This window comes from Mycobacterium sp. E342 (assembly GCF_001667665.1).
Lineage (GTDB): Bacteria > Actinomycetota > Actinomycetes > Mycobacteriales > Mycobacteriaceae > Mycobacterium.
This window is the reverse complement of sequence record NZ_LZJM01000161.1, coordinates 21,253-41,353: the sequence shown is the minus strand read 5'-3', so window position 1 is coordinate 41,353 and position 20,101 is coordinate 21,253. Positions and strand designations below refer to the sequence as shown.

Below are 20,101 nucleotides of genomic sequence, written 5' to 3'. Positions count from 1 at the left end.
GCGCTCACCACTGGACACCGGCCCCCCCGGCGCCCGAATTGCCGCCGCCCGGCGATCCCGGAATTGCGAATCCCTAACGAATTCGATTCGTAAAGGCCTCTGCCTATTGCCGCGTTATTTGACGTGTATAAGACACGTGAATAGTGCGGAACCGGTAGCCGAGTGAAATGGATCGGTTCGTGCAAGGTTTGTGAGATGGACCACGCCGCGCGTCGGATCGGTCGCGAACGATTTGCACGGAATCAATGCGAAAGTGTGCCCCGGGTGTCGAATAAGATGCCCGGGGCACACTTTGCTGACGGCGAGGCCGCAGCCGGCGTCGACGGTCGGCGGATATGCTGGCCCTGCTCGCCGGGATCGAGCGGGCCCAACCTTGAGGACGAACCTAGGCGGGAATCGGCAATGATCTTCATCGTCGTCAAGTTCGAGACCAAGCCCGAGTGGACGGACCGCTGGCCAGAGCTCGTCACCTCGTTCACAGCCGCCACCCGCGCCGAGGAAGGTAACCTCTGGTTCGACTGGTCGCGCAGCCTCGACAATCCGGCCGAGTACGTGTTGGTGGAGGCCTTCCGTGACGCTGAGGCGGGCGGCGTCCACGTCAACAGCGATCACTTCCAGCGGGCGATGCGGGAGCTACCGCAGGCCCTGAAGTCGACCCGAAGATCATCAACCAGACGATCGACGCGTCGGGCTGGTCGGAGATGGGGGAGATGTCGGTCGACTAGCCGACTTCGCTTACGGTGACCGTGATTTCGTCGCCCAGCCGATAGCCGGGAGCCAGCGGAAGCGTGTCGCCGCTCCAGAACTTGCCCGGATCGAACCAATTCGCGTTCTTGTCCGTGTCGAGCAATCCCATTTCCTCATAAGTGATGGCCACCGTCTCCGCGCAATAGGCCGTCGAAAGGCTCATCTTGCGTTCTTCGCGCCGGCGTCGGGTCTGCACTCGAACCTTGTTGTCCACCAACGGGATTCCGCGCACCCAGTCGTTGATGGTCGGGAGCCGGCCGCGGAACCAGCGGCCCGTCAGCCGAGCGGTGGTGGGAAACGCGGTGCCGTCCATCCGTGCGATCACCCGCAGCAGCTTGTTCTCCTGTTCGCGGGTCGGGTTGGGCGTCAGCTGGCGCAGCCAGCACCGTTGGTCGTAGCGCTGCGTCCACTGCAGGACGGCCTGGTGCAGATCGTTGAGTTGCACACCGCGGTGGTTGGTTCCGGTCCACATGTCGACCAGCTTGTCGCCCAGCTCGGCGTGCCAGATCAGCGGCGGCAGGTCATCGATGGCCACCGTCATACCCACGTGATTCACCGGCGCGTTCGTCAACGTCTGAATCGCGCGGTCGGGCCGCGAGCGGCCGCGAAACAGCCAGAGATCGCCGGTGCGCGTCTCGTTCAACGCTTCATGGAGGGTCAGCATCATGAGTCGGCGAGGGCTTCTCGTGCGGCTCTCTGCGCCGCATTGGCGGCGGGATAGCCGGCGTAGCCCGCCATGTGGTAGATCACCTCTTCGATCTCGGTGATGCTCAGCCCGTTGCGCAACCCGATCCTGAAATGAGATTTCAATTCGTCGGTGGCCCGCAGGGCGATGAGCGCGCCGAGCGTCACCAGGCTGCGCGAGCGTCGATCCAGCCCGGGCCGGGCCCACAGCGCGCCGAAGACGTGGTCGACGCCCAACTCGAGGAGTTCGTCGGCGATGCCGCCGTCGCGCAGCGTGGTGGCGTCGTCCGGGATCAGGCCGGGCACCATGTCCCTGAACACGCTCAGGCCTTCGGCGCGGGGGTCAGCCATTGGGTCCGCCTTTCGATCGGGTGTCCGGGAGATCCGGTACCCCCGGTGATGACGGCGACTTCGTCGCGAAGGGTTTCGATGCGGCAGTTCCTGCTTGAGCCCGTTCGGCGTTGCAAGAGCACACAAGTTAATCACAGCGCGAATACTCTGGGGTCATGCGCAGTGTGTGGAAGTGGCTCGGGCTGGCCGGCGTCGCCGGCGTCGTCGCCGGAGGCGCGCTGGTGGTTCGCGACGAACGGAAACGGCGCGCCTACACCGCGGACGAGGTCCGGTCCCGCCTGCATCAGCGGCTGGCCGAGTACGACGCCGAGGGCTTTCAGTCCCGATCCGGATCGGCCGGGGCCTCGACGGCGAACAACCGGTAATCACCCGAAAAACCCTTGAGTACGACGTCGCGCCCGTCGTCGAAGTGGATGTCGTCGCAGTCGGACAGGGCGTCTCGCACCGGTTGACTCACCAGGATCTCGCCACCGGTTGCCTGTGCCGCCACCCGCGCCGCCATCGCGACGTTGCGGCCGAACAGATCGTCGCCGCGGCGCACCGAGCGACCCATGTGGATGCCGATCCGCACCCGAATCTCCTCGTGCCTCTTGCGTTTTGCGTCCTTGCGTAGCGCGCGCTGCAAGTCGATGCCGCACCGCACCGCCTGGTCGGCGCGGGCGAAGGCGATCATGAAGCCGTCGCCCTGGCTCTTCACCACATGCCCGGAGCGCCGCTGTACGAGGTCCGACACGAGCTTGTCATGCGCCGCAATGAGCTTGACCCAGGCGCGGTCGCCGATGCGTTCGTTGAGGGCGGTGGATTCCTCGATGTCGGAGAACAGGATCACCACCCGGCCGTCGGGCGTGACCCGCGCCAGGTCCGGACGCTCCACTTCCGCCCAGTCGGCGAGCTCTTCGATCGAACTGCGCACGACGGCGCCGAAGCCTTCTTTGCGCAGCAGGTTTGCGGTGTTCCACACCCTTTTGACGGCCTCGCGCCCACCCGACAGCAGCTGATTGCGGGTGTCGGTCTGGTGCCGCAACTCCTCGATCTCCTGGCGGCTGCGCACCAGCAGCCGCGCCAGCACGGCGAGTGCGACGGCTTCGACCGCGGCGACGCCGGCCAGCACGTAGGCCGTGACATGCAGCGCATCACCCACGCAAGCATCCTGCCAAGGCCGCATTAGCTTCAGGTTGTCGGGCCCAAATGCAATGTCTAGGGTTGAGCTCGGGCCGCCGCGGGTAGCGAATCTCAAGGGAGGTGCGCGTCTTGGCCGACGGTGATAGTTCTTCGAATCTGCTGGTGATCTTCGGTATTACCGGCGATCTGGCCCGCAAGATGACCTACCGCGCCCTGTACCGCCTCGAGGCGCGCAAGCTGCTCGACGTCCCGATCATCGGCGTGGCCAGTGACGACATCCCCCTCGAGAAGCTGGTCGACCGGGCCCGCGAGGCCGTCAAGGCCTCGGGCGAGGAGTTCGACGATGCCGTGTTCGACCGGCTCGCCGACCGGCTGTCGTATCTGCACGGCGACGTCACCGACGAAGAGCTCTACGGGCGGCTCGCCAAGGAGATCGGCAAGGATTCCCGGCCGCTGTACTACCTGGAGATGCCGCCGTCGTTGTTCGCGCCGATCGTGGAAAACCTCGCCAAGGCCGACCTGTTGGAGTGCGCGCGCGTAGCCGTGGAGAAGCCCTTCGGCCACGACCTGGCCTCGGCGCGCGACCTCAACACCCGGCTGCGCGCGGTACTCGACGAGGACCAGATCCTGCGGGTCGACCATTTCCTGGGCAAGCAACCCGTCGAAGAACTGCAGTACCTGCGGTTCGCCAACAACGGCCTGGCCAAGCTGTGGGACCGCGACAGCGTTTCCGAAATCCACATCACCATGGCCGAGGACTTCGGCATCGAGGACCGCGGCAAGTTCTACGACGCGGTCGGCGCGCTGCGTGACGTCGTGCAGAACCATCTGCTGCAGGTGCTCGCGCTGGTCGCGATGGAGCCCCCCGTCGGGCCCAGCGCGGATGACCTGAACGACAAGAAGGCCGAGGTGTTCCGGGCGATGCCTGCGCTGGATCCCGAGCGCTGCGTGCGAGGTCAGTACCGCGGCTACACCGACGTCGACGGGGTGGCCAAGGATTCCCAGACCGAGACCTACATCGCGCTGCGGACCGAGATCGACAACTGGCGCTGGGCCGGCGTGCCGATCTTCCTGCGCGCCGGCAAGGCACTGCCGGAGAAGGTCACCGAGGTCCGCATGTTCCTCCACCACGTTCCCGGGTTTTCGTTCCTGCCCAACCGTCGGCCGCCCGAACCCAATCAGATCGTGCTCCGCATCGACCCCGATCCCGGGATGCGGCTGCAGCTGTCCGCCCAAGTCGGCGACGCGTGGCATGACGTCCACCTGGACTCCTCGTTCGCCGAGGATCTCGGCGAGGCCGTGCGCCCCTACGAGCGGCTGCTGTACGCCGCGCTCACCGGGGACCGCCAGCTGTTCGCCCGGGAAGACGCCATCGAAGAGACGTGGCGGATCGTGCAGCCCGTGCTGGACAAGCCGGGCCGGATCCATCACTACGATCCGGGCTCCTGGGGACCCGACGCCGCGCAGTCGCTGCTGCACGGTCACCGCAGCTGGCAGGAGCCGTGGCTGCCCAAGCAGACGTCGTCACAGTAAGGAGAACAGGAAGAGATGCAGCTCGGGATGATCGGCCTTGGCCGGATGGGTGCCAACATCGTCCGCCGCGTCGCCAAGGACGGACACGAATGCGTGGTCTACGACCACAACCCCGACGCGGTCAAGGCGATGGCGGGGGAGGAGCGGACCACCGGCGTGTCGTCGGTGAAAGAGCTCGCCGAAAAGCTGACCGCTCCCCGGGTCGTCTGGGTGATGGTGCCGGCCGGGACCATCACGACCGGGGTCATCGAGGAGCTGGCCAACACGCTGGAGTCCGGCGACATCGTCATCGATGGCGGCAACTCGTACTACCGCGACGACATCCGCCACGCAAAAACCCTGTCCGACAAGGGCATTCACCTACTCGACTGTGGCACCAGCGGCGGCGTGTGGGGCCGGGAACGCGGCTACTGCCTGATGATCGGCGGTGACGACGAGGCCTTCCTGCACGCGGAGCCGATCTTCGCCACCGTCGCACCGGGCGTGGACGCCGCGCCCCGCACACCGGGGCGCGACGGCGAGGTCGCCCGGTCGGAGCAGGGCTATCTGCACTGCGGTCCGTCCGGCGCCGGGCACTTCGTCAAGATGGTGCACAACGGCATCGAGTACGGCATGATGGCCTCGCTCGCCGAGGGGCTCAACATCCTGCGCAACGCCGACATCGGCAAGCACGTGCAGCAGGGTGACGCCGAAACGGCGCCGCTTTCGAATCCGGAGTTCTACCAATACGACTTCGACATCCCCGAGGTCGCCGAGGTGTGGCGGCGCGGCAGCGTCATCGGTTCCTGGCTGCTCGACCTGACCGCGATCGCGCTGCACGACTCGCCCGACCTCAAGGAGTTCTCCGGACGGGTGTCGGACTCGGGGGAGGGTCGCTGGACCGCCATCGCGGCGATCGACGAAGGCGTCCCGTCGCCGGTGCTGACGACCGCGCTGCAGTCCCGTTTCGCGTCGCGTTCACTCGACGACTTCGCCAACAAGGCGCTGTCGGCGATGCGCAAGCAGTTCGGCGGGCACGCCGAGAAGCCGGCGAACTAGACCGGTACCGCCACTGACTGTGGCGGCTGATTCAGTGGCGTTTGACGAACTTGACCACGGCGTCGCTGAACGCGTCGTTGTCGTCGCCGGCCGCGGTGTGCCCGGCTTTGGGCAGCTCCACGAACTCCGCGCGCGGAACGCTGGCCAGGAAGTGCCGAACCCCTTCGGGGCTGACGACGTCGGAGAGCTTTCCGCGGATCAACAGCACGGGAATCGACAAGTTCTTGGCGGCCTGTTCGAACTTCTCCGTGCGCAGTTCGGGATCGTCCCCGGGCTTGGTCATGAACGCCGGGTCCCAGTGCCAGTACCAGCGGCCGTCGCGCAGGCGCAGGTTCTTCTTCAGCCCCTCGGGGCTGCGCGGCTTGTCCCGGTACGGGAGATAAGCGGCCACCGCGTCGGCGGCCTCCTCCAGCGAGTCGAACCCGTCGAGGCCGCTGATCATGAAATCGCGGATGCGGGCGCTGCCGCCCTTCTCGAATCGGGGCACCACGTCGACGAGGACCAGTCGGGTCACCACCGCCGGCCCCGCCCGGTGGGCGGCGAGGATGCCGGTCAGTCCGCCCATGCTCGCGCCGATGATCATCACCGGCCGCCCGATCGCCTCGATCACCCGCAGGACGTCGGCCGTGAGGGTCTCGACGTCGTAGTCGGCGTTGGGCGCGCGGTCGCTGTCGCCGTGCCCGCGGCTGTCGAGCGCCACGACGTGCAGGCCCTCGTCGGCGAGGGTTTGGCCGGTGTTCTTCCAGGAATGGCGGTTCTGCCCGCCGCCGTGCAGCATCAGGACGCTGGGCCGGCCCGCGCCGTCGGTCCGGCGATTCCATTCGTCGGCGACCAGGGTGATCCCGCCTGCGCCGGAAAACTCGACCGTCTCGGGGCTGCTGGTGACGGTGCTCATGCGACCTGACGTTACATAGCGCGTATATGCACCTTTCGCCGGGTCGACGGCGCGGTGAGTTTCCGGCTCCGCCGGGGTCTATCCGGTGACAACACCACGAGTGAAACAAGGAGGCCGCGGCCAATGCCATCGATCACCCCGTCGTTGTGGTTCGACCACGACTTGGAGGAGGCGGCGAGGTTCTACACCTCGATCTTCCCCAACTCGCACATAGAGGGCTTCAACCTGACCACGGAGGCCGGCCCCGGCGAACCGGGCACCGTCCTGTCCGGCAGTTTCGTTCTCGACGGCACCCGCTTCATCGGCATCAACGGCGGCCCGCACTTCCGGTTCGACGAGGCGGTGTCCTTCACCATCCACTGCAAGGATCAGGACGAGGTCGACTACTACTGGGACCGGTTGACCGATGGCGGCGAGGAGTCGCAGTGCGGCTGGTGCAAAGACCGCTTCGGCCTGAGCTGGCAGATCATCCCGGACCGGCTCTACGAGTTGATCGGAGATCCCGATCGGGCCCGCGCCGCGGCGGCCACTCAGGCGATGTATGGCATGCGAAAGATCGTCATCGACGACCTGGACCGAGCCGCCGCCCAGGTATAGCGAAACCCCTTGCCGCATTGGCAATTTGACCGCTTGTGGCATGTGGTCGGTGCGTATTCGACCCGCACGCGTTAGGTTGGTCCCTGCGGACGCGCCGAGCAGGGAGTCAATATGGGTGAACCAGGCTGGATCGACGTGCCCAGCCCGGCTGGGAACCTGAAGGCACTCACCTGGGGGCCACGCGATGCCCCCATCGCCTTGTGCCTGCACGGCTTCCCGGACACCCCCTACGGATTTCGCAAGATCGCCCCGCCGCTCGTCGGGGCGGGCTGGCGGGTGGTGGCGCCCTTCATGCGCGGGTACGCGCCGTCGTCCATTCCCTCCGACGGCAGCTACCACGTCGGCGCGATGATGGACGACGCACTGCGGGCGCGCTCGGCGGCGGGCGGCACCGACCGTGACGTGGTGATCGGCCACGACTGGGGGGCGATCGCCACCACCGGTCTGGCCGCCATGCCCGACAGTCCGTTCACCAAGGCGGTGATCATGTCGGTGCCGCCCTCGGCGTCCTTCCGTCGCAAGGCCGGCGGCGCCGAGCGGGGTCGACTGGCCGCGCACCTGGCGCGTCAACTGCTGCGCAGCTGGTACATCATGTACTTCCAATTGCCCTGGCTGCCAGAGCATTCCGCGTCCTGGGTGCTGCCGCTGCTGTGGCGGCGGTGGTCGCCGGGGTACCGCGCCGACGAGGACCTGCGCCACGTCGACGCCGCGATCGGGACGCCGGAGAGCTGGCGGGCGGCGCTGGGCCCCTACCGCGCCACGATCCGCAACACCCGGCCGCCCGCGCAGTATGCCGAGCTGAACGAGCTGTGGACCCAAGAGCCCGTGTGGCCGTGCCTGTACCTGCATGGCCGCGACGACGGCTGCATGACACCGGCTTTCGCCCGCTGGGCGGAGAAGGTGTTGCCGCCGGGCAGCGAGGTGGCCATCGTCGAACACGCGGGACACTTCCTGCAGCTCGAACAGCCCGACAAGGTCGCCGACCTGGTGCTCGGGTTCATCGGCTCGCCCGGCTGAATGCCCGCGCAGCGGATGGCCGCCGTCGATGCGCAGTTCTATTGGATGTCGGCCAAGATCCCCAGCGACGAGTTCTTGCTGTACGCCTTCGACGGCGAACCCGCGGACTACCTTGCCGCCGTCGAGCACCTCTGCGGCCGGGCGCGCGCCTGCCCGGCGCTGACGACGCGGGTGCGCGACGGGAACCCGCTGACCTACCCGAAGTGGGTGCCGGCGACCGTTACACCGGAGCGGGTGGTCCGCCACGACCTCGACGACCAGACCTGGGCCGGCTGCCTGGCGGCGGTCGTCGCGCTCGCCGACGACCAGCTCAACGTGCACCGCACACCCTGGCGGGTGCACGTCTTCACCCCGGTGCTGGGCATCCCCGGCGTGACCGGCCCGGGCAGCGTGACGGTCATGCAGGTCGCGCACGCGCTGGCTGACGGGGCGCGGGCGTCGGCGATGGCGGCCTGGCTGTTCGGTCGGCCCGCTCCCGTGCCCGCGGTCCGACGGCTGCGGAGCGGATTCTTGCCGTGGCGAGCGGCCCAGGCGGCCCGAGCCCACCGCGAGCTCCAGCGCGACACCCGTGCCGGGCTCCTGGCCCCCGGGCCCGGTCCTCGACCCCTGCTGCCGACGAACACGCGTCCCGGGGCGGCCCGCTCGGTGCGCACGCTGGTGCGACGTCGCGATCAGCTGCGCGGCCCCACGGTCACCGTGGGCGTGCTGAGCGCGGTGTCCACCGCGCTGTCCAACCTGCTGGGCGATGTCGCCGATACGCTGGGCGCCGAGGTCCCCATGGCCAAACCCGGTGTACCGCATGCACACAACCACTTCGGCAACGTCGTCGTCGGGCTTTACCCGAAGCTGGGATCGGATGCCCGCGCCGAGCGGATCGCCGCGGAGCTGGCCAATGGCCGGCGTCGCTTCGCTCATCCGGCGACGCGTTACGCCGACCGGGCTTTCGCGGCCGTGCCCGCACCACTATTGCGTTGGGGCATAGCACAGTTCGACGCCGACGTCCGTCCGTCGCAGGTGTCCGGCAACACGGTGGTGTCCAGCGTTCACCGCGGACCGGCCGACCTGGCCTTCGGGGGCGCCCGGGTGGTCCTGACGGCCGGCTACCCGGCGCTGTCGCCGGTAATGGGGCTGACGCACGGCGTGCACGGCATCGGCGACACCATCGCGATCAGCGTGCATGCGGCGGAGTCGGCCGTTACCGACGTCGACGCCTACCTGCGGCTCCTGGACGCGGCGCTGTAGCTATTGCGCGTCGCCGGATCTGGCCGCTTCCTCCCGCGTCAGGCCCACGGCGGAGATCAGCTCCTCGTGCAGTTCGAACCACACCGTGTGGTAGGAGTCGATGAGCGGCCGGGTCAGCCAGGCCGTCTCGCCGGCGTGCGCTTTCCCCAGCGCCGCAGCCAGTTTCGCCGAGTAGGCGGCCAGCCGCGGCAGCTGGGCTGCGGCCGCATCGATGATCGGCAGCACCCGCGCGTGCACATCGTCGAGCCGGGCCAGCACTGCCGCGTCGTATTCCGCGTCGTCGTGCGCGTTGGGGCTGCCACCCGGGCCGCCCTTGAGCTGCCAATCCGTGACCACCGCCTTGAAATCGGCGTTGGCCGGGCGAAAGTCGGCGTAGGCGGCTGCGAGCGCGGAGTGGTCCGCGTGCCGGCGTTCCTCGTCGAGGAGCGATGCGAGCCTGTCCCGCCCGCTGGGGGTGATCCGCACCGTCGCGCCGTCGGCGAGCAGGCCCGCCGCGGTGAGCCGTTCGACGACCGCCGTAACTTGGGCGAGCTCGGCGTCCAATGTCGCGGCCAGGTCGGCCGGGCGCACCCGGCCTTTCAGCCGAACCGCCTGCAGCACGGCCAATTCGGTCATGAGGTGGTCCCGCTCGCCAGGCGCAGCGCGGTCAGCATGACGATCAGCGGGGTGGCGGAGACGACGTCGGTGTGCCCGTCGTTCATGGCCATCGCGACGGCGGCCGGCGTGGTGTCGCCCAGCCGCGGGTGGTCACCGGAGGTGTGGGCGCGCAGCGGGCTGAGTCGCCGCGCGATGTCGGCCAGCTCCCGCAGTTCGGGTGTGTCGCTTTCCGACCATGCGGACAGGCTCAGAATGCCCTCGCGCACTTCGCCTTCGGCGCCGTCGACGGTGATCAGCCTGCCGGCCAGCGACGCGGCGACACCCTGGCCGCAACCCACCACGGCCACCCGTCCGAGTTCGCGACTGACCACCGCGGCGTGGCTGGCGGCGCCGCCGACCTCGGTGACGATGCCCTGCGCTGCCAGCATCCCCGACACGTCCTCCGGCCTGGTGTGGTCGCGGACCAGGATCACCGGCTCGCCGCGTTCCGTGGCATCGAGTGCCTCGTCGACGTCGGTGTATGCCTTGCCCGACGCGACCCCCGGGCAGGCGGGTAACCCCTTGGCCAAGAGCCGTGCGGCGAAACGTATTTCGGGCTGCAGGGCGGGCTGCAGCAGCGTCCGCACGTGGGCGGGGGTCACCCGGCGCAGCGTCTCGGCGTCGTCGATGAGTCCCTCGTGGCGTAGCTGCAGCGCCAGTCGGACCGCGGCCTGCGCCGAGCGCTCCGCGTCCCGTGTCTGCAGCAGCCACAGCTTGCCCTGCTCGACGGTGAACTCGATCTCTTGGACGTCGGAGCCGAGTCGCTCCAACCTGCGCGCGGCGTCCATCAATTCGTCGTACACGGCCGGCTGCTCGTCGCGCAGGGCGGTGATCGGCTCGACGTCCACCGAACCCGAGACCACGTCATCGCCCTGCCCGCCGGGCAGCCATTCGCCGAAGGGCGCGTTGTCACCGGTGATGGGGCTGCGCGAAATAAGAACTCCCGCACCGGAGTTGGGGCCGCTGTTGCCGAACACCATCGCTTGGACGACGACCGCGGTGCCGCTGCGGTCGTCGGCGCCGGAGTGGGCGCGGTAGGCGACCGCGCGGGGCGAGTTCCACGAGGCGAACACCGCCTCGATGCCGGCGCGTAGCTGCGCGTAGGGATCGGCGGGCGCCGCTTGGTGTTCGTCTTGGAGTTCGTTAAGGCCGACGATGCGCCGGTACATGCTTTCGAACCGCCGGCGGGTGTCGTGGGCGAAGGCGGCGGCACCGGCGGCGGTCAGTGCGCGCTCGACGTCGTCGTTCATGCCGAGGTCCAGGATCGTGTCCATCATGCCCGGCATCGATTGGGTGGCCCCCGACCGCACGCTGACCAGCAAGGGGCGTGGGCCCCGGCCGAACGTGCGTGAGGTCTGTGCCTCCAGCCAGCTCATCCGGTCGAGCACGTCGTCCCAGATCGAGTCCATCGCCGCCCGCGGATCGGCCAAATAGCGCAGGCCCACCTCGGTGGTGATGCAGAATGCGGGTGGCACCGGCAGACCGTGCCGGCGCATCATCTCGATGCCGTGGCCCTTGTTGCCCAGCAACTCCCGGGGGTGACTTGCTGTGCCGTCGAGCAACACCACGGATTGCGCGTCAGAAGCGGCCCCAGACGCGCCGTGGGGGGCGCCGCTGCCTCGTGCGATACGCGCCGTGGTGCACCCCCTTGTGATCTGCTGCTGATCGGCCAACGTCGGAACGCCCGCAATGTTCCCACACGAATCTGCGCAGTTAGCTGCGCGCCGCTCCTGTTATGCCCTCCGCCCCATGATCTAGGTTTGCAGGTATGACTCCCTACGACGTCGGGCTACTGATTCTGCGGCTGGTGTTGGGCGTGACGTTGGCCGCGCATGGTTACAACAAATTCTTCGGCGGCGGCCGCATCCCCGGCACCGCGCGCTGGTTCGAAAGCATCGGCATGAAGCCCGGCAAGTTTCACGCCACCGTGGCCGCCACCACCGAGATGGCCGCCGGGCTGGGCCTGGCCGCCGGCCTGCTCACACCGATCCCCGCGGCGGGATTCGTGTCGTTGATGCTGGTCGCGGCCTGGACCGTGCACCGGGCCAACGGCTTCTTCATCGTCAAGGAAGGCTGGGAGTACAACCTGGTCCTGGCGGTCAGCGCCGTCGCCGTCGCCACCCTGGGCGCCGGCAAGCTCAGCCTGGATTACGTGGTCTTCGGCCACAACTGGATGGACGGCTGGCACGGCCTGCTGATCTCGGTGGTGCTCGGCCTCGCCGGCGCGATCGGCCAGCTGGTGATCTTCTACCGCCCGCCCGCTAAGCAGGCCGGTTAGCTAGGGGTCGTCCTCATCGTCCCCATCTAGCATCAGCTTTTCGGGGTGGTGGAAGGAGTTGGTGCGGCGTTGCCCGCGAATTTCCGAAGCACCTTTCAGCACCAGCCCTCGGTATCCACCGAGACGGTCAGAGCGGTGGTCGCTGCGGTGGCAACGGGGACAACGCCGACAAGTCGCCAGCCGTGTCAACCAGTTGCGGCCACTGCTCAGCGAGAACTTCTGATCGGGTCGCGAGGCCAACGGCGAAGCCGGAAAGGTTTCGACGTTCGCCGACGTACACGCCAATTCCTCGCCACGGATCGCTCCGTAGCGACACCGGTGCACCGGAGCAGCAGGCACCGGCAGGCACGCTTAGCTCGTAGAACATGCGCCCGCGAGGCCCAGGTTCAGGAAGCTCACCATTGAAACGGCGTCGGATGTGGCCACCCGAGTACACGAGCGGCACATTCAGGAATTGTTGTTCCTCGGTGAAATAGTCGTGGCGCACCTCATCCGGGTAGCCCCATAAGGAGTAATCCGCTGACGCCTCATGCTTGTCTGCGCTGATGGTGTACGGCCGAAAAGTAGTCGTGGTCGGGTAGGCGGAATAGCGCGACGTCTTCTGTCGGGTGCAGTTCGACCGCGCCGATCGGTGAACTGCGAAGGTCACCGTTTTCATCGATGAAACCCACGATTGGTGTGCGGAGCTCGGTGATCTCTGATACCGGCGTCCATGGGTCCGGAATCGGCGCCTTTGCCAGCAGCGTCTTCACGACATGGCGGGCCGTGATCCCGAGGCCTCGGCCGCCGGCGACGAGGAAGCCAGTTCCCTCGACAGTTTCAACGTGCAGCGGGTGTTGGTCTGCAGGTCTTATTACTCCCACAATCAACGGGAGCACATAGCTTGCAATTGTGCCGGGCCGCTGAATCTCACCCCAAATTGGTTGGTTCACAAAGAGTTCCCATTCCGCACCGACCGTTTTCCCTACGACGCCGCCCTCGCTGCCTCATCCGTGTCCTTGAGCACGTCGCGCATTACGGCCTTCTCGACCGGGACGGTGAAGGGATCACCGACGAAGGGTGTGCCGTAGGGATAGGCGGTGGCGGTGTACGTCACTGTGATCTCGTCACCGGCTTTGCCGGGGTCGACGACTAGAACGAGATCTTCGCCGTGGTACTCGCTGCGCCATTCCGGGTACGGCCGAAGCTGCGGGAGTGTAACTATCACGACGAGGTCGCCGTCATCGTTGTGACGCCACTCGATCGGGTATCCGTCTGGCCTCCGCATCCGGCGCACCGGCATCGAGACGGCCGCATAGAGAGGGTCGCTCGGCGGCGTCCAACCGGGGTCCTGAACCTTCATGAACTCGTACGCCGCAAGGCCCTCAAAGCTGACACCGCGTGCACCGTGGAAGGTGATGATGACCTGAACGTCATTGAGGAAACTCTCGGCCGCATTCGAGATGCGCAATCGCAGGGCTGGCCACGCCACGGAGGCGAGGTAATCCCGACAGGCCGGCCAACGTGCTTCCAGCCCTGCGCTGTAGCGGCCGACCTTTTCCTGAATCTGCTCTTCGCTCAAGGGTTCCGGTGGCTTCGGCGGCTTGCCTCCAAGGAGGTATGCCGGTTCGATCGTTGGCATTTTTATTAGGTTGTCGAAAACGGGGTTGTGGCGCAGCGATATCTGGGCGGCCAAGTCCCACGGCCGTTCACGGGCCGCTTTCTCGGCAGCTTCTCGCGACCTCTGGGCCGCTTCTTCGCGCAACTTGGCCTCACGCTCTTTGCGGACCCGCTCATGCCCCTCATCGGAGCGCTTTCGGATGAGATCTTCTTGGCGCCCAACGAAGGCACCGAACAATAGGTCGTCGTCGATGAATGCGTGCGCGGCGCCGTCGACCGACACCAAGACGTTCATCGGCGGGAGGGCCGCGGCCGGGATGCGCAAGAACTGCTCCCGGACGCCAGCCATGTGCGGCCGGTCCAAGATGCCGGCCACCCGTTCCAGGTGGAAGAGATCGATCTTGATGTCGCCGCCCAGCTTCAGGAGACCGGCGCGCTCGGAAAGCCGGAGCTCCTGGTTGGTGACGACGGCCAAGAACTTCGGGTTGTGCTTGCGGGCGGCTTCGATGTCCGCCTTGAGCTTGTCTTCGATCGCCTTCAGCGTCTGCTGGCCTCGGGGGAAGTACACCGCCCACACCCCGTTCTCGCCATTGCGGGTGCACTCGCCGTCGCGGCCAGCGTCGGGACCGCCAAGCGGGTGAGACGGATCGATGTCCTCATAGCCTTCGGCATCGAGAATCTGAGCGGCGAGTCGTTCGGACGGCGGCTGGTCATAGGTCCAGTCCAGCAACCGTTTCTGCGTCTCGTCGGTGCGCAGCGGTTCATCCATAGGCACCATAGGATGTCCAATCCCGGATGTGGCCGAACTCGCCGACTCGCCATCCGGCGCCTATGCCTATGGAGGAACCGGCGTATCTGGTGTTACCGTCAACACTGCACGGCCAAATGCATATCGACGTGAACCCCGACTGGCGGGCCGAACCCCGGTCGGGGTTTCGTCACAGTCCTGGCCAAAACGCTACCCCCATCCCCCGACGCGATCGCGCAACACGGACGGTGTGCTCGCGTGTCGGCCACCCCTATACGGGACGCGGCTCACCGTCTCCCCGGAACCGGCCTCGGTACTCAGTCAGGCTGAGCACCGGAGCCGCCTTATTTTTCGGGTACTTGTCATCGTCCGGGCGCTGCGCGCCATACAGGCCGCGGAAGCGGGCCTTCTGATCGAGGAGTCGGCAGCAGAACACTGAAACAAAGGTGGCGCACGTGATTTGATCAGGCGACAGCCGCGGTCTCGGCTTCGCGGACTTCCATCGCGGCGCGCTCGCCGGAGCGGATCGCGCCGTCGATCCACCCGCACATGACGGCCGAGCTCTCCGTCCCGGCCCAGTGGACGCGACCACACGGCTCGCGCAGGGTGTAGCCGAATTCGGTCAGCACGCCGGTGGGGGCGTGGCCGATCATCCCGCCGCCGGAATAGCGCTCGGTCGTCCAGTTCTGTTCGTGGTACTCCCGCGGCGTTCGGGCCTTCTCGCCGAACCGGTCGACCAACTCGCCGACGAGCGTCGCCTTACGCTCGGCTTCGTTGAGCTTCGTCAACCGACGCGCCGCGGGCCCTTCGGTGATGACGCACATGACGCCGGGGTCGCCGGTGTCGGTGCAGGCGTCGATGGTCAGGGTGGCCGGTGATCCTGGTGCGGCCGACTGACCCGACAGCCCGTCGGCGCGCCAGAACGGCTCGTCGTAGACGATCGACGTCTTGATGACCGCGCCGCTGGGCATGCGCTGGTGCAGCATCGCCCGATCCACCGGCAGCATCGGCTCGTAGACGATCGAGGAGGCGATCGCCAGCGGAATGGCCACGATGACCCGCCGTGTGCGCACCGTCAGGTCGGCCGCGCTGACCGTGACGCCGTCGGCGTCCTGCGCGATCTGCCGCACCGGCTGCGAAAGGTGCAGAGAGTCGCCCAGTTCGGCCCCGATGCGACCGTAGATGGCGCCCATGCCGCCGACCGGGCGGGCGTCCTGGGCGCCGCCTTTGCCGGAGATGACGAAGGTGGGGCCGCCGCCGGAGCCCATCTGCGCGAGGCACCACAGCAGCGACGTCTCCGATGCCGCCGAGGTGTAGGTGCCGGCCAGCGCCATGTCCAGCATCTCGCGGGCCGCCTTGGACATCGTGTTCTGCTCGATCCATTCCCCCACACTGATGCGATCCCACTCGTCGGCCTGCTTGGCGTCCCAAGGTGCCTCGCGCGGAAGGGATTTGGCCATGTTTTCGATCGACATCAGGCCCACACCGAGGTTGGCGACCGCCCACGGGCTCATCGTCCACGGAATGGTGCCCCCGTAGCGGTGCTTCTTGCCGTCGACGATCATCATGGCGTCGCCGTCGTGGTGCTGTTTGTACTCGGACACCCCGAACTCGTCCATCAGCGCGTAGATGCGGTCCTGTCCCGGCCCTATCCACGCGCCGCCGCGATCGATCCATGTGCCGTCGGGCAGGTACTCGGTGAAGGTGCGGCCGCCGACCCTCTCACGCGCCTCCAGCAAGGCCACCGAATGGCCCGACTGTTTCAACCGCAGGGCGGCCGTCAATCCCGCGAATCCCGCTCCGACCACGCAATAATCGACCTCTGACATGGCTGGCTCCTCAACCTAGGCACCGCCTCAGCAGCAAACTACACCTTGCCCGGCGCGGGTGTCGGTGGGTTAACGGAGATTTCCGGACGCGTTCTCGCCACCCATAAGGTTCGGGTTTGTGTTGATGCATACGGTGCGGACGCGGCGCAGCTCCGACGACTTCCCGCGCGCCCAACACCTGGCGGCGAAGATCGCCGCCGTCGCCGTCGACCCGGTCGCCGTCGAGCCCGAGACCGCGGAGATGGTGGCGAATCGGATCATCGACAACGCGGCGGTCAGTGCGGCCGCCGTGCTGCGCCGGCCGGTCACCGTGGCGCGGCAGCAGGCGCTGGCCCATCCCGCGTCCCGGGGGGCCAGGGTTTTCGGCGTCGACGGAGCCTACTCGGCCGAGTGGGCCGCCTGGGCCAACGGCGTCGCGGTGCGCGAACTCGACTTCCACGACACGTTTTTGGCCGCCGAGTACTCCCACCCCGGCGACAACATCCCCCCGCTGGTCGCGGTCGCCCAGCAGCTGCGGCTGGGAGGCGCCGACCTGATCCGCGGCCTGGCCACCGCCTACGAAATCCAGATCGACCTGTCGCGCGGAATCTGCCTGCATGAGCACAAGATTGACCACGTCGCACATCTGGGCCCGTCCGTGGCCGCCGGAATCGGAACCATGCTGCGGCTGGACACCGAGACGATCTATCAGGCGGTCGGGCAGGCGCTGCACCTCACCACCAGCACCCGCCAATCCCGCAAGGGCCTGATCTCGAGCTGGAAGGCGTTCGCCCCCGCGCACGCGGGCAAGGTCGCCATCGAGGCCGTGGACCGCGCGATGCGCGGTGAGGGATCGCCGGCGCCCATCTGGGAGGGGGAGGACGGGGTGATCGCCTGGCTGCTGGGCGGACCCGAGCGCGAATACCGTGTGCCGCTGCCCGCTCCCGGCGAGCCCAAGCGCGCCATCCTGGACAGCTACACCAAGGAGCACTCGGCCGAGTATCAGAGCCAGGCGCCGATCGACCTGGCGCGACGGCTGCGGGCACGCGTCGGTGACCTCGACGAGGTGGCCACGATAGTGCTGCACACCAGCCACCACACCCACGTCGTGATCGGAACGGGCTCGGGGGATCCGCAGAAGTTCGACCCCGACGCGTCACGGGAAACGCTCGACCACTCGCTGCCGTACATCTTCGCCGTCGCGCTGCAGGACGGCAGCTGGCACCACGAACGCTCCTACGCTGCGGAGCGGGCCCACCGGCCCGACACCATCCGACTGTGGCGCAAGGTCTCCACCGTCGAGGACCCGGAGTGGACCCGCCGCTATCACGCGGCGGACCCGGCCGCGAGGGCGTTCGGGGCGCGCGCCGAGGTCACCCTGAAGAGCGGTGAAGTGATCGTCGACGAGCTGGCCGTGGCGGACGCCCACCCGTTGGGCGCGCGGCCGTTCGAGCGGCCGCAGTACGTGCAGAAGTTCACCGAGCTCGCCGGCGACGTGGTGGAACCGGCTGAGCGGCAACGGTTTCTCTCCACCGTTGATGCGCTGGCCGATCTCCGAGCCGGCGACCTGGACGCGCTCAACGTGCGGGTCGATCCGCGGGCGCTCGAACGGGCGCCGGTGATCGGCCCGGGAATCTTCGGTGAGTGAAATCGGTTGTGCACTCACGGCTTTGAGTGTGCAACCAGGGCGGGAATTGTGCGGATTTCTCGCCCTCAGCGCACACTGAAGCCCTGGGCTGCATAGCCCGGCCCGCCGTATTGCCACACCAGGTCGTGGGCGCCGGTCATCGTGGGGTTGCACCACATCGTCCTGTTGTTGGCGTCCTGGGCGGTCGCGTGCAGCACCGTGCACGCGTCGCCCGGCGCGGGCGCGTCGGCCCGGGCGACCGGTGAGACGGCGGCGACGCCGGCCAGCACCGCCGCCGAGCCGAGGATTCGAAGTCTGCTCATGGTGGCGTCTCCTCATGCCATGCCGACCCGCCTCCACGCTATCCGGCGCCCAAGTAGCAGGCAAAGGTTCATTGCGCGGCTTGGGTCCCGCCCGCCCAGAGCGCGTTCTAATCTGACCACCATGGGATTTCTCAAGCCCGAGCTGCCGCAGCTCGACATGGCCGAGTGGAACACGGGCACCCGAAGCGAAAAGATCCGGCCGATGGCCAAGCACTGGGCCGAGGTGGGCTTCGGCACGCCGGTCGCGCTGCACCTGTTCTACGTCCTCAAGATCCTGCTCTACATCCTCGGCGCCTGGTTGTTCGCCTCGGCGACCAGAGGGTTCGGCGGCTTCACCAACGTCGCCTCGTGGTGGTCGGAGCCCATCGCCTTCGAGAAGGTCGTGCTCTACACGATGCTGTTCGAGGTGATCGGTCTGGGCTGCGGGTTCGGGCCGCTGAACAACCGGTTCTTCCCGCCCATGGGCTCGATCCTGTACTGGATGCGGTTCGGCACCATCCGCCTGCCACCGTGGCCCGACCGGGTCCCGCTGACCAGGGGAACCAAGCGCAAGCCGATCGATGTCGCGTTGTACGCGCTGTTCCTGCTGGTGACGCTGAGCGCGCTGTTCGCCGACGGCACTGGGCCGATACCCGAGCTGGGCACGACGGTCGGGCTGCTGCCGACCTGGAAGATCGTGCTGATCCTGCTGCTGCTGGGCGTGCTGGGGCTGCGCGACAAAGTCATTTTCCTGGCCGCCCGCGGTGAGGTCTACGCGACCATGGCGGTGACCTTCCTGTTCGGGGGCGTCGACATGATCGTCGCGTCCAAGGTGGTGTTCCTGGTCATCTGGATGGGCGCCGCGACGTCGAAGCTCAACAAGCACTTCCCGTTCGTGATCTCCACGATGATGTCCAACAACCCGTTGGTGCGGCCCCGATGGCTGAAGCGGCAGTTCTTCGAGAAATTTCCCGACGATCTGCGGCCCGGGCGGCTGTCGCGATGGCTGGCGCACCTGAGCACCGCCATCGAGATGCTGGTGCCGCTGCCGTTGTTCTTCTGCCACAGCGGCTGGCCCATCACGGTGGCCGCCATCGTGATGGTCTGCTTCCACCTGGGAATCCTGCTCTCGATCCCGATGGGCGTGCCGCTGGAGTGGAACGTCTTCATGATCTACGGCGTGCTCGCGCTGTTCGTCGCGCACGCCCGCCTAGGCCTGCGCGACCTGAGACACCCCGTGGCGGTGGCGATACTGTTCGTCGTCATCGCGGGAATCGTGGTGCTGGGCAACCTGTTTCCCCGCAAGATCTCGTTCCTGCCGGGAATGCGGTATTACGCCGGGAACTGGGACACCACGCTGTGGTGCATCAAGCCGTCGGGCAACGACAAGATCACCCGGGGCATCGTGGCGATCGCGAGCATGCCGCAGGCCCAGCTGGAGCGGTTCTACGGCAGCCCGGAGGCCGCCCAGATCCCGCTCTACATGGGATATGCGTTCCGCGGGTTCAACACTCACGGCCGCGCGTTGTTCACCCTGGCGCACCGCGCGATGGCGGGCCAGAACGAGGACGACTACATCCTCATCGACGGCGAGCGCATCTGCAGCACCGCCATCGGCTGGAATTTCGGGGACGGCCACATGCACAACGAGCAGTTGATCGCCGCGCTGCAGGAACGCTGCCACTTCGAGCCGGGCGAGGTGCGAGTGGTCCTGCTCGACGCCCAGCCCATCCACAAGCAGACCCAGGCCTACCGGCTGGTTGACGCGGCGACTGGTGAGTTCGAGCGCGGCATCGTCCGGGTCGCGGACATGGTGACGCGGCAGCCGTGGGCCGACGACGTTCCCGTGCAGGTGCTTTCGGAATAGGGGTTACGCT

General features: G+C 67.4%; 19 protein-coding genes and 1 pseudogene. 10 read left to right on the top strand and 10 right to left on the bottom strand.

Annotated features, from left to right (window positions below; translation table 11 throughout):
* Positions 1-402 precede the first annotated feature (402 nt).
* Positions 403-725: pseudogene (locus A5692_RS11465) on the top strand (putative quinol monooxygenase).
* On the opposite strand, the gene A5692_RS11460 reads toward A5692_RS11465, so the two are convergent.
* Positions 722-1,411, bottom strand: coding sequence for a guanylate cyclase (locus tag A5692_RS11460; protein ID WP_068055944.1), 690 nt, complete (start codon positions 1,409-1,411; stop codon positions 722-724). The pseudogene A5692_RS11465 and the gene A5692_RS11460 sit on opposite strands and share 4 nt — an antisense overlap.
* On the bottom strand, positions 1,411-1,782 hold the full coding sequence (locus tag A5692_RS11455; protein ID WP_068055933.1) for a carboxymuconolactone decarboxylase family protein: 372 nt from the start codon (positions 1,780-1,782) through the stop codon (positions 1,411-1,413). Before A5692_RS11455 ends, A5692_RS11460 begins: the two co-directional genes overlap by 1 nt.
* A 155-nt stretch (positions 1,783-1,937) precedes the next feature.
* Between A5692_RS11455 and A5692_RS11450 the strand changes: the two genes are divergently transcribed.
* Positions 1,938-2,147, top strand: coding sequence for a hypothetical protein (locus A5692_RS11450; protein WP_067924603.1), 210 nt, complete (start codon positions 1,938-1,940; stop codon positions 2,145-2,147).
* Here A5692_RS11450 and A5692_RS11445 read toward each other — a convergent pair.
* On the bottom strand, positions 2,099-2,947 hold the full coding sequence (locus A5692_RS11445) for an adenylate/guanylate cyclase domain-containing protein (protein WP_067924608.1): 849 nt from the start codon (positions 2,945-2,947) through the stop codon (positions 2,099-2,101). The two genes, A5692_RS11450 and A5692_RS11445, sit on opposite strands and share 49 nt — an antisense overlap.
* Before the next feature lie 86 nt (positions 2,948-3,033).
* Here A5692_RS11445 and A5692_RS11440 point away from each other — a divergent pair, with 86 nt between their 5' ends.
* Both A5692_RS11440 and gnd read left to right on the top strand, forming a co-directional pair.
* Positions 3,034-4,437 carry a glucose-6-phosphate dehydrogenase gene (locus tag A5692_RS11440; protein ID WP_068055941.1) on the top strand — a complete coding sequence of 468 codons (1,404 nt, stop codon included), beginning with the start codon at positions 3,034-3,036 and terminating at the stop codon, positions 4,435-4,437.
* 15 nt (positions 4,438-4,452) lie between these two features.
* Complete coding sequence (gene gnd, locus A5692_RS11435) at positions 4,453-5,475, top strand: phosphogluconate dehydrogenase (NAD(+)-dependent, decarboxylating) (protein WP_067924610.1); 1,023 nt, start codon at positions 4,453-4,455, stop codon at positions 5,473-5,475.
* Between the two features lie 31 nt (positions 5,476-5,506).
* Here the strand turns inward: gnd and A5692_RS11430 are convergent, their stop codons facing one another.
* Entirely contained in the window at positions 5,507-6,370 is an 864-nt protein-coding gene (locus A5692_RS11430) for an alpha/beta fold hydrolase (protein WP_068055930.1), read from the bottom strand.
* A 123-nt stretch (positions 6,371-6,493) separates the two neighbouring features.
* Here A5692_RS11430 and A5692_RS11425 point away from each other — a divergent pair, with 123 nt between their 5' ends.
* From A5692_RS11425 to A5692_RS11415, 3 genes are all read left to right on the top strand, one after another.
* Positions 6,494-6,967 carry a VOC family protein gene (locus A5692_RS11425; protein WP_067924616.1) on the top strand — a complete coding sequence of 158 codons (474 nt, stop codon included), beginning with the start codon at positions 6,494-6,496 and terminating at the stop codon, positions 6,965-6,967.
* A gap of 111 nt (positions 6,968-7,078) precedes the next feature.
* Entirely contained in the window at positions 7,079-7,984 is a 906-nt protein-coding gene (locus A5692_RS11420) for an alpha/beta fold hydrolase (RefSeq protein WP_068055927.1), read from the top strand.
* A complete protein-coding gene (locus tag A5692_RS11415) occupies positions 7,985-9,226 on the top strand; it encodes a WS/DGAT domain-containing protein (protein ID WP_068055924.1) in 1,242 nt (413 codons plus the stop codon).
* On the opposite strand, the gene A5692_RS11410 is transcribed toward A5692_RS11415, so the two are convergent.
* Positions 9,227-9,841, bottom strand: coding sequence for a winged helix DNA-binding protein (locus tag A5692_RS11410; RefSeq protein WP_068055921.1), 615 nt, complete (start codon positions 9,839-9,841; stop codon positions 9,227-9,229).
* On the bottom strand, positions 9,838-11,490 hold the full coding sequence (locus A5692_RS11405; RefSeq protein WP_231984295.1) for a pyruvate, phosphate dikinase: 1,653 nt from the start codon (positions 11,488-11,490) through the stop codon (positions 9,838-9,840). The genes A5692_RS11410 and A5692_RS11405 overlap by 4 nt, the downstream gene beginning before the upstream one ends.
* A 140-nt stretch (positions 11,491-11,630) precedes the next feature.
* Here A5692_RS11405 and A5692_RS11400 point away from each other — a divergent pair, with 140 nt between their 5' ends.
* Positions 11,631-12,140 (top strand): DoxX family protein, encoded by a 510-nt coding sequence (locus A5692_RS11400; protein WP_067924626.1) that lies wholly within the window; start codon positions 11,631-11,633, stop codon positions 12,138-12,140.
* A gap of 527 nt (positions 12,141-12,667) precedes the next feature.
* Here A5692_RS11400 and A5692_RS29030 read toward each other — a convergent pair.
* From A5692_RS29030 to A5692_RS11385, 3 genes are all read right to left on the bottom strand, one after another.
* Positions 12,668-13,072 carry a hypothetical protein gene (locus A5692_RS29030; RefSeq protein ID WP_156766030.1) on the bottom strand — a complete coding sequence of 135 codons (405 nt, stop codon included), beginning with the start codon at positions 13,070-13,072 and terminating at the stop codon, positions 12,668-12,670.
* 32 nt (positions 13,073-13,104) lie between these two features.
* Positions 13,105-14,508, bottom strand: coding sequence for a hypothetical protein (locus tag A5692_RS11390; RefSeq protein WP_068055913.1), 1,404 nt, complete (start codon positions 14,506-14,508; stop codon positions 13,105-13,107).
* Between the two features lie 443 nt (positions 14,509-14,951).
* Positions 14,952-16,316, bottom strand: a complete 1,365-nt coding sequence (locus A5692_RS11385) for an FAD-dependent oxidoreductase (protein WP_068055910.1) — start codon at positions 16,314-16,316, stop codon at positions 14,952-14,954.
* Between the two features lie 118 nt (positions 16,317-16,434).
* Between A5692_RS11385 and prpD the strand changes: the two genes are divergently transcribed.
* Positions 16,435-17,943, top strand: coding sequence for a 2-methylcitrate dehydratase PrpD (gene prpD, locus A5692_RS11380; protein WP_068055907.1), 1,509 nt, complete (start codon positions 16,435-16,437; stop codon positions 17,941-17,943).
* 65 nt (positions 17,944-18,008) lie between these two features.
* Here the strand turns inward: prpD and A5692_RS11375 are convergent, their stop codons facing one another.
* Complete coding sequence (locus tag A5692_RS11375; RefSeq protein ID WP_067924633.1) at positions 18,009-18,245, bottom strand: hypothetical protein; 237 nt, start codon at positions 18,243-18,245, stop codon at positions 18,009-18,011.
* Between the two features lie 121 nt (positions 18,246-18,366).
* On the opposite strand from A5692_RS11375, the gene A5692_RS11370 reads away from it, so the two are divergent.
* Positions 18,367-20,091 (top strand): DUF3556 domain-containing protein, encoded by a 1,725-nt coding sequence (locus tag A5692_RS11370; protein ID WP_067924636.1) that lies wholly within the window; start codon positions 18,367-18,369, stop codon positions 20,089-20,091.
* The last annotated feature ends 10 nt before the right edge of the window (positions 20,092-20,101 follow it).

Bases quoted from the DNA above. Each gene is read 5' to 3' on its own strand.
- A5692_RS11460 (WP_068055944.1), bottom strand. From the start codon at position 1,411: ATGCTGACCCTCCATGAAGCGTTGAACGAGACGCGCACCGGCGATCTC.
- A5692_RS11455 (WP_068055933.1), bottom strand. From the start codon at position 1,782: ATGGCTGACCCCCGCGCCGAAGGCCTGAGCGTGTTCAGGGACATGGTG.
- A5692_RS11450 (WP_067924603.1), top strand. From the start codon at position 1,938: ATGCGCAGTGTGTGGAAGTGGCTCGGGCTGGCCGGCGTCGCCGGCGTC.
- A5692_RS11445 (WP_067924608.1), bottom strand. From the start codon at position 2,947: ATGCGGCCTTGGCAGGATGCTTGCGTGGGTGATGCGCTGCATGTCACG.
- gnd (WP_067924610.1), top strand. From the start codon at position 4,453: ATGCAGCTCGGGATGATCGGCCTTGGCCGGATGGGTGCCAACATCGTC.
- A5692_RS11430 (WP_068055930.1), bottom strand. From the start codon at position 6,370: ATGAGCACCGTCACCAGCAGCCCCGAGACGGTCGAGTTTTCCGGCGCA.
- A5692_RS11425 (WP_067924616.1), top strand. From the start codon at position 6,494: ATGCCATCGATCACCCCGTCGTTGTGGTTCGACCACGACTTGGAGGAG.
- A5692_RS11420 (WP_068055927.1), top strand. From the start codon at position 7,079: ATGGGTGAACCAGGCTGGATCGACGTGCCCAGCCCGGCTGGGAACCTG.
- A5692_RS11415 (WP_068055924.1), top strand. From the start codon at position 7,985: ATGCCCGCGCAGCGGATGGCCGCCGTCGATGCGCAGTTCTATTGGATG.
- A5692_RS11410 (WP_068055921.1), bottom strand. From the start codon at position 9,841: ATGACCGAATTGGCCGTGCTGCAGGCGGTTCGGCTGAAAGGCCGGGTG.
- A5692_RS11400 (WP_067924626.1), top strand. From the start codon at position 11,631: ATGACTCCCTACGACGTCGGGCTACTGATTCTGCGGCTGGTGTTGGGC.
- A5692_RS11390 (WP_068055913.1), bottom strand. From the start codon at position 14,508: ATGGATGAACCGCTGCGCACCGACGAGACGCAGAAACGGTTGCTGGAC.
- A5692_RS11385 (WP_068055910.1), bottom strand. From the start codon at position 16,316: ATGTCAGAGGTCGATTATTGCGTGGTCGGAGCGGGATTCGCGGGATTG.
- A5692_RS11375 (WP_067924633.1), bottom strand. From the start codon at position 18,245: ATGAGCAGACTTCGAATCCTCGGCTCGGCGGCGGTGCTGGCCGGCGTC.
- A5692_RS11370 (WP_067924636.1), top strand. From the start codon at position 18,367: ATGGGATTTCTCAAGCCCGAGCTGCCGCAGCTCGACATGGCCGAGTGG.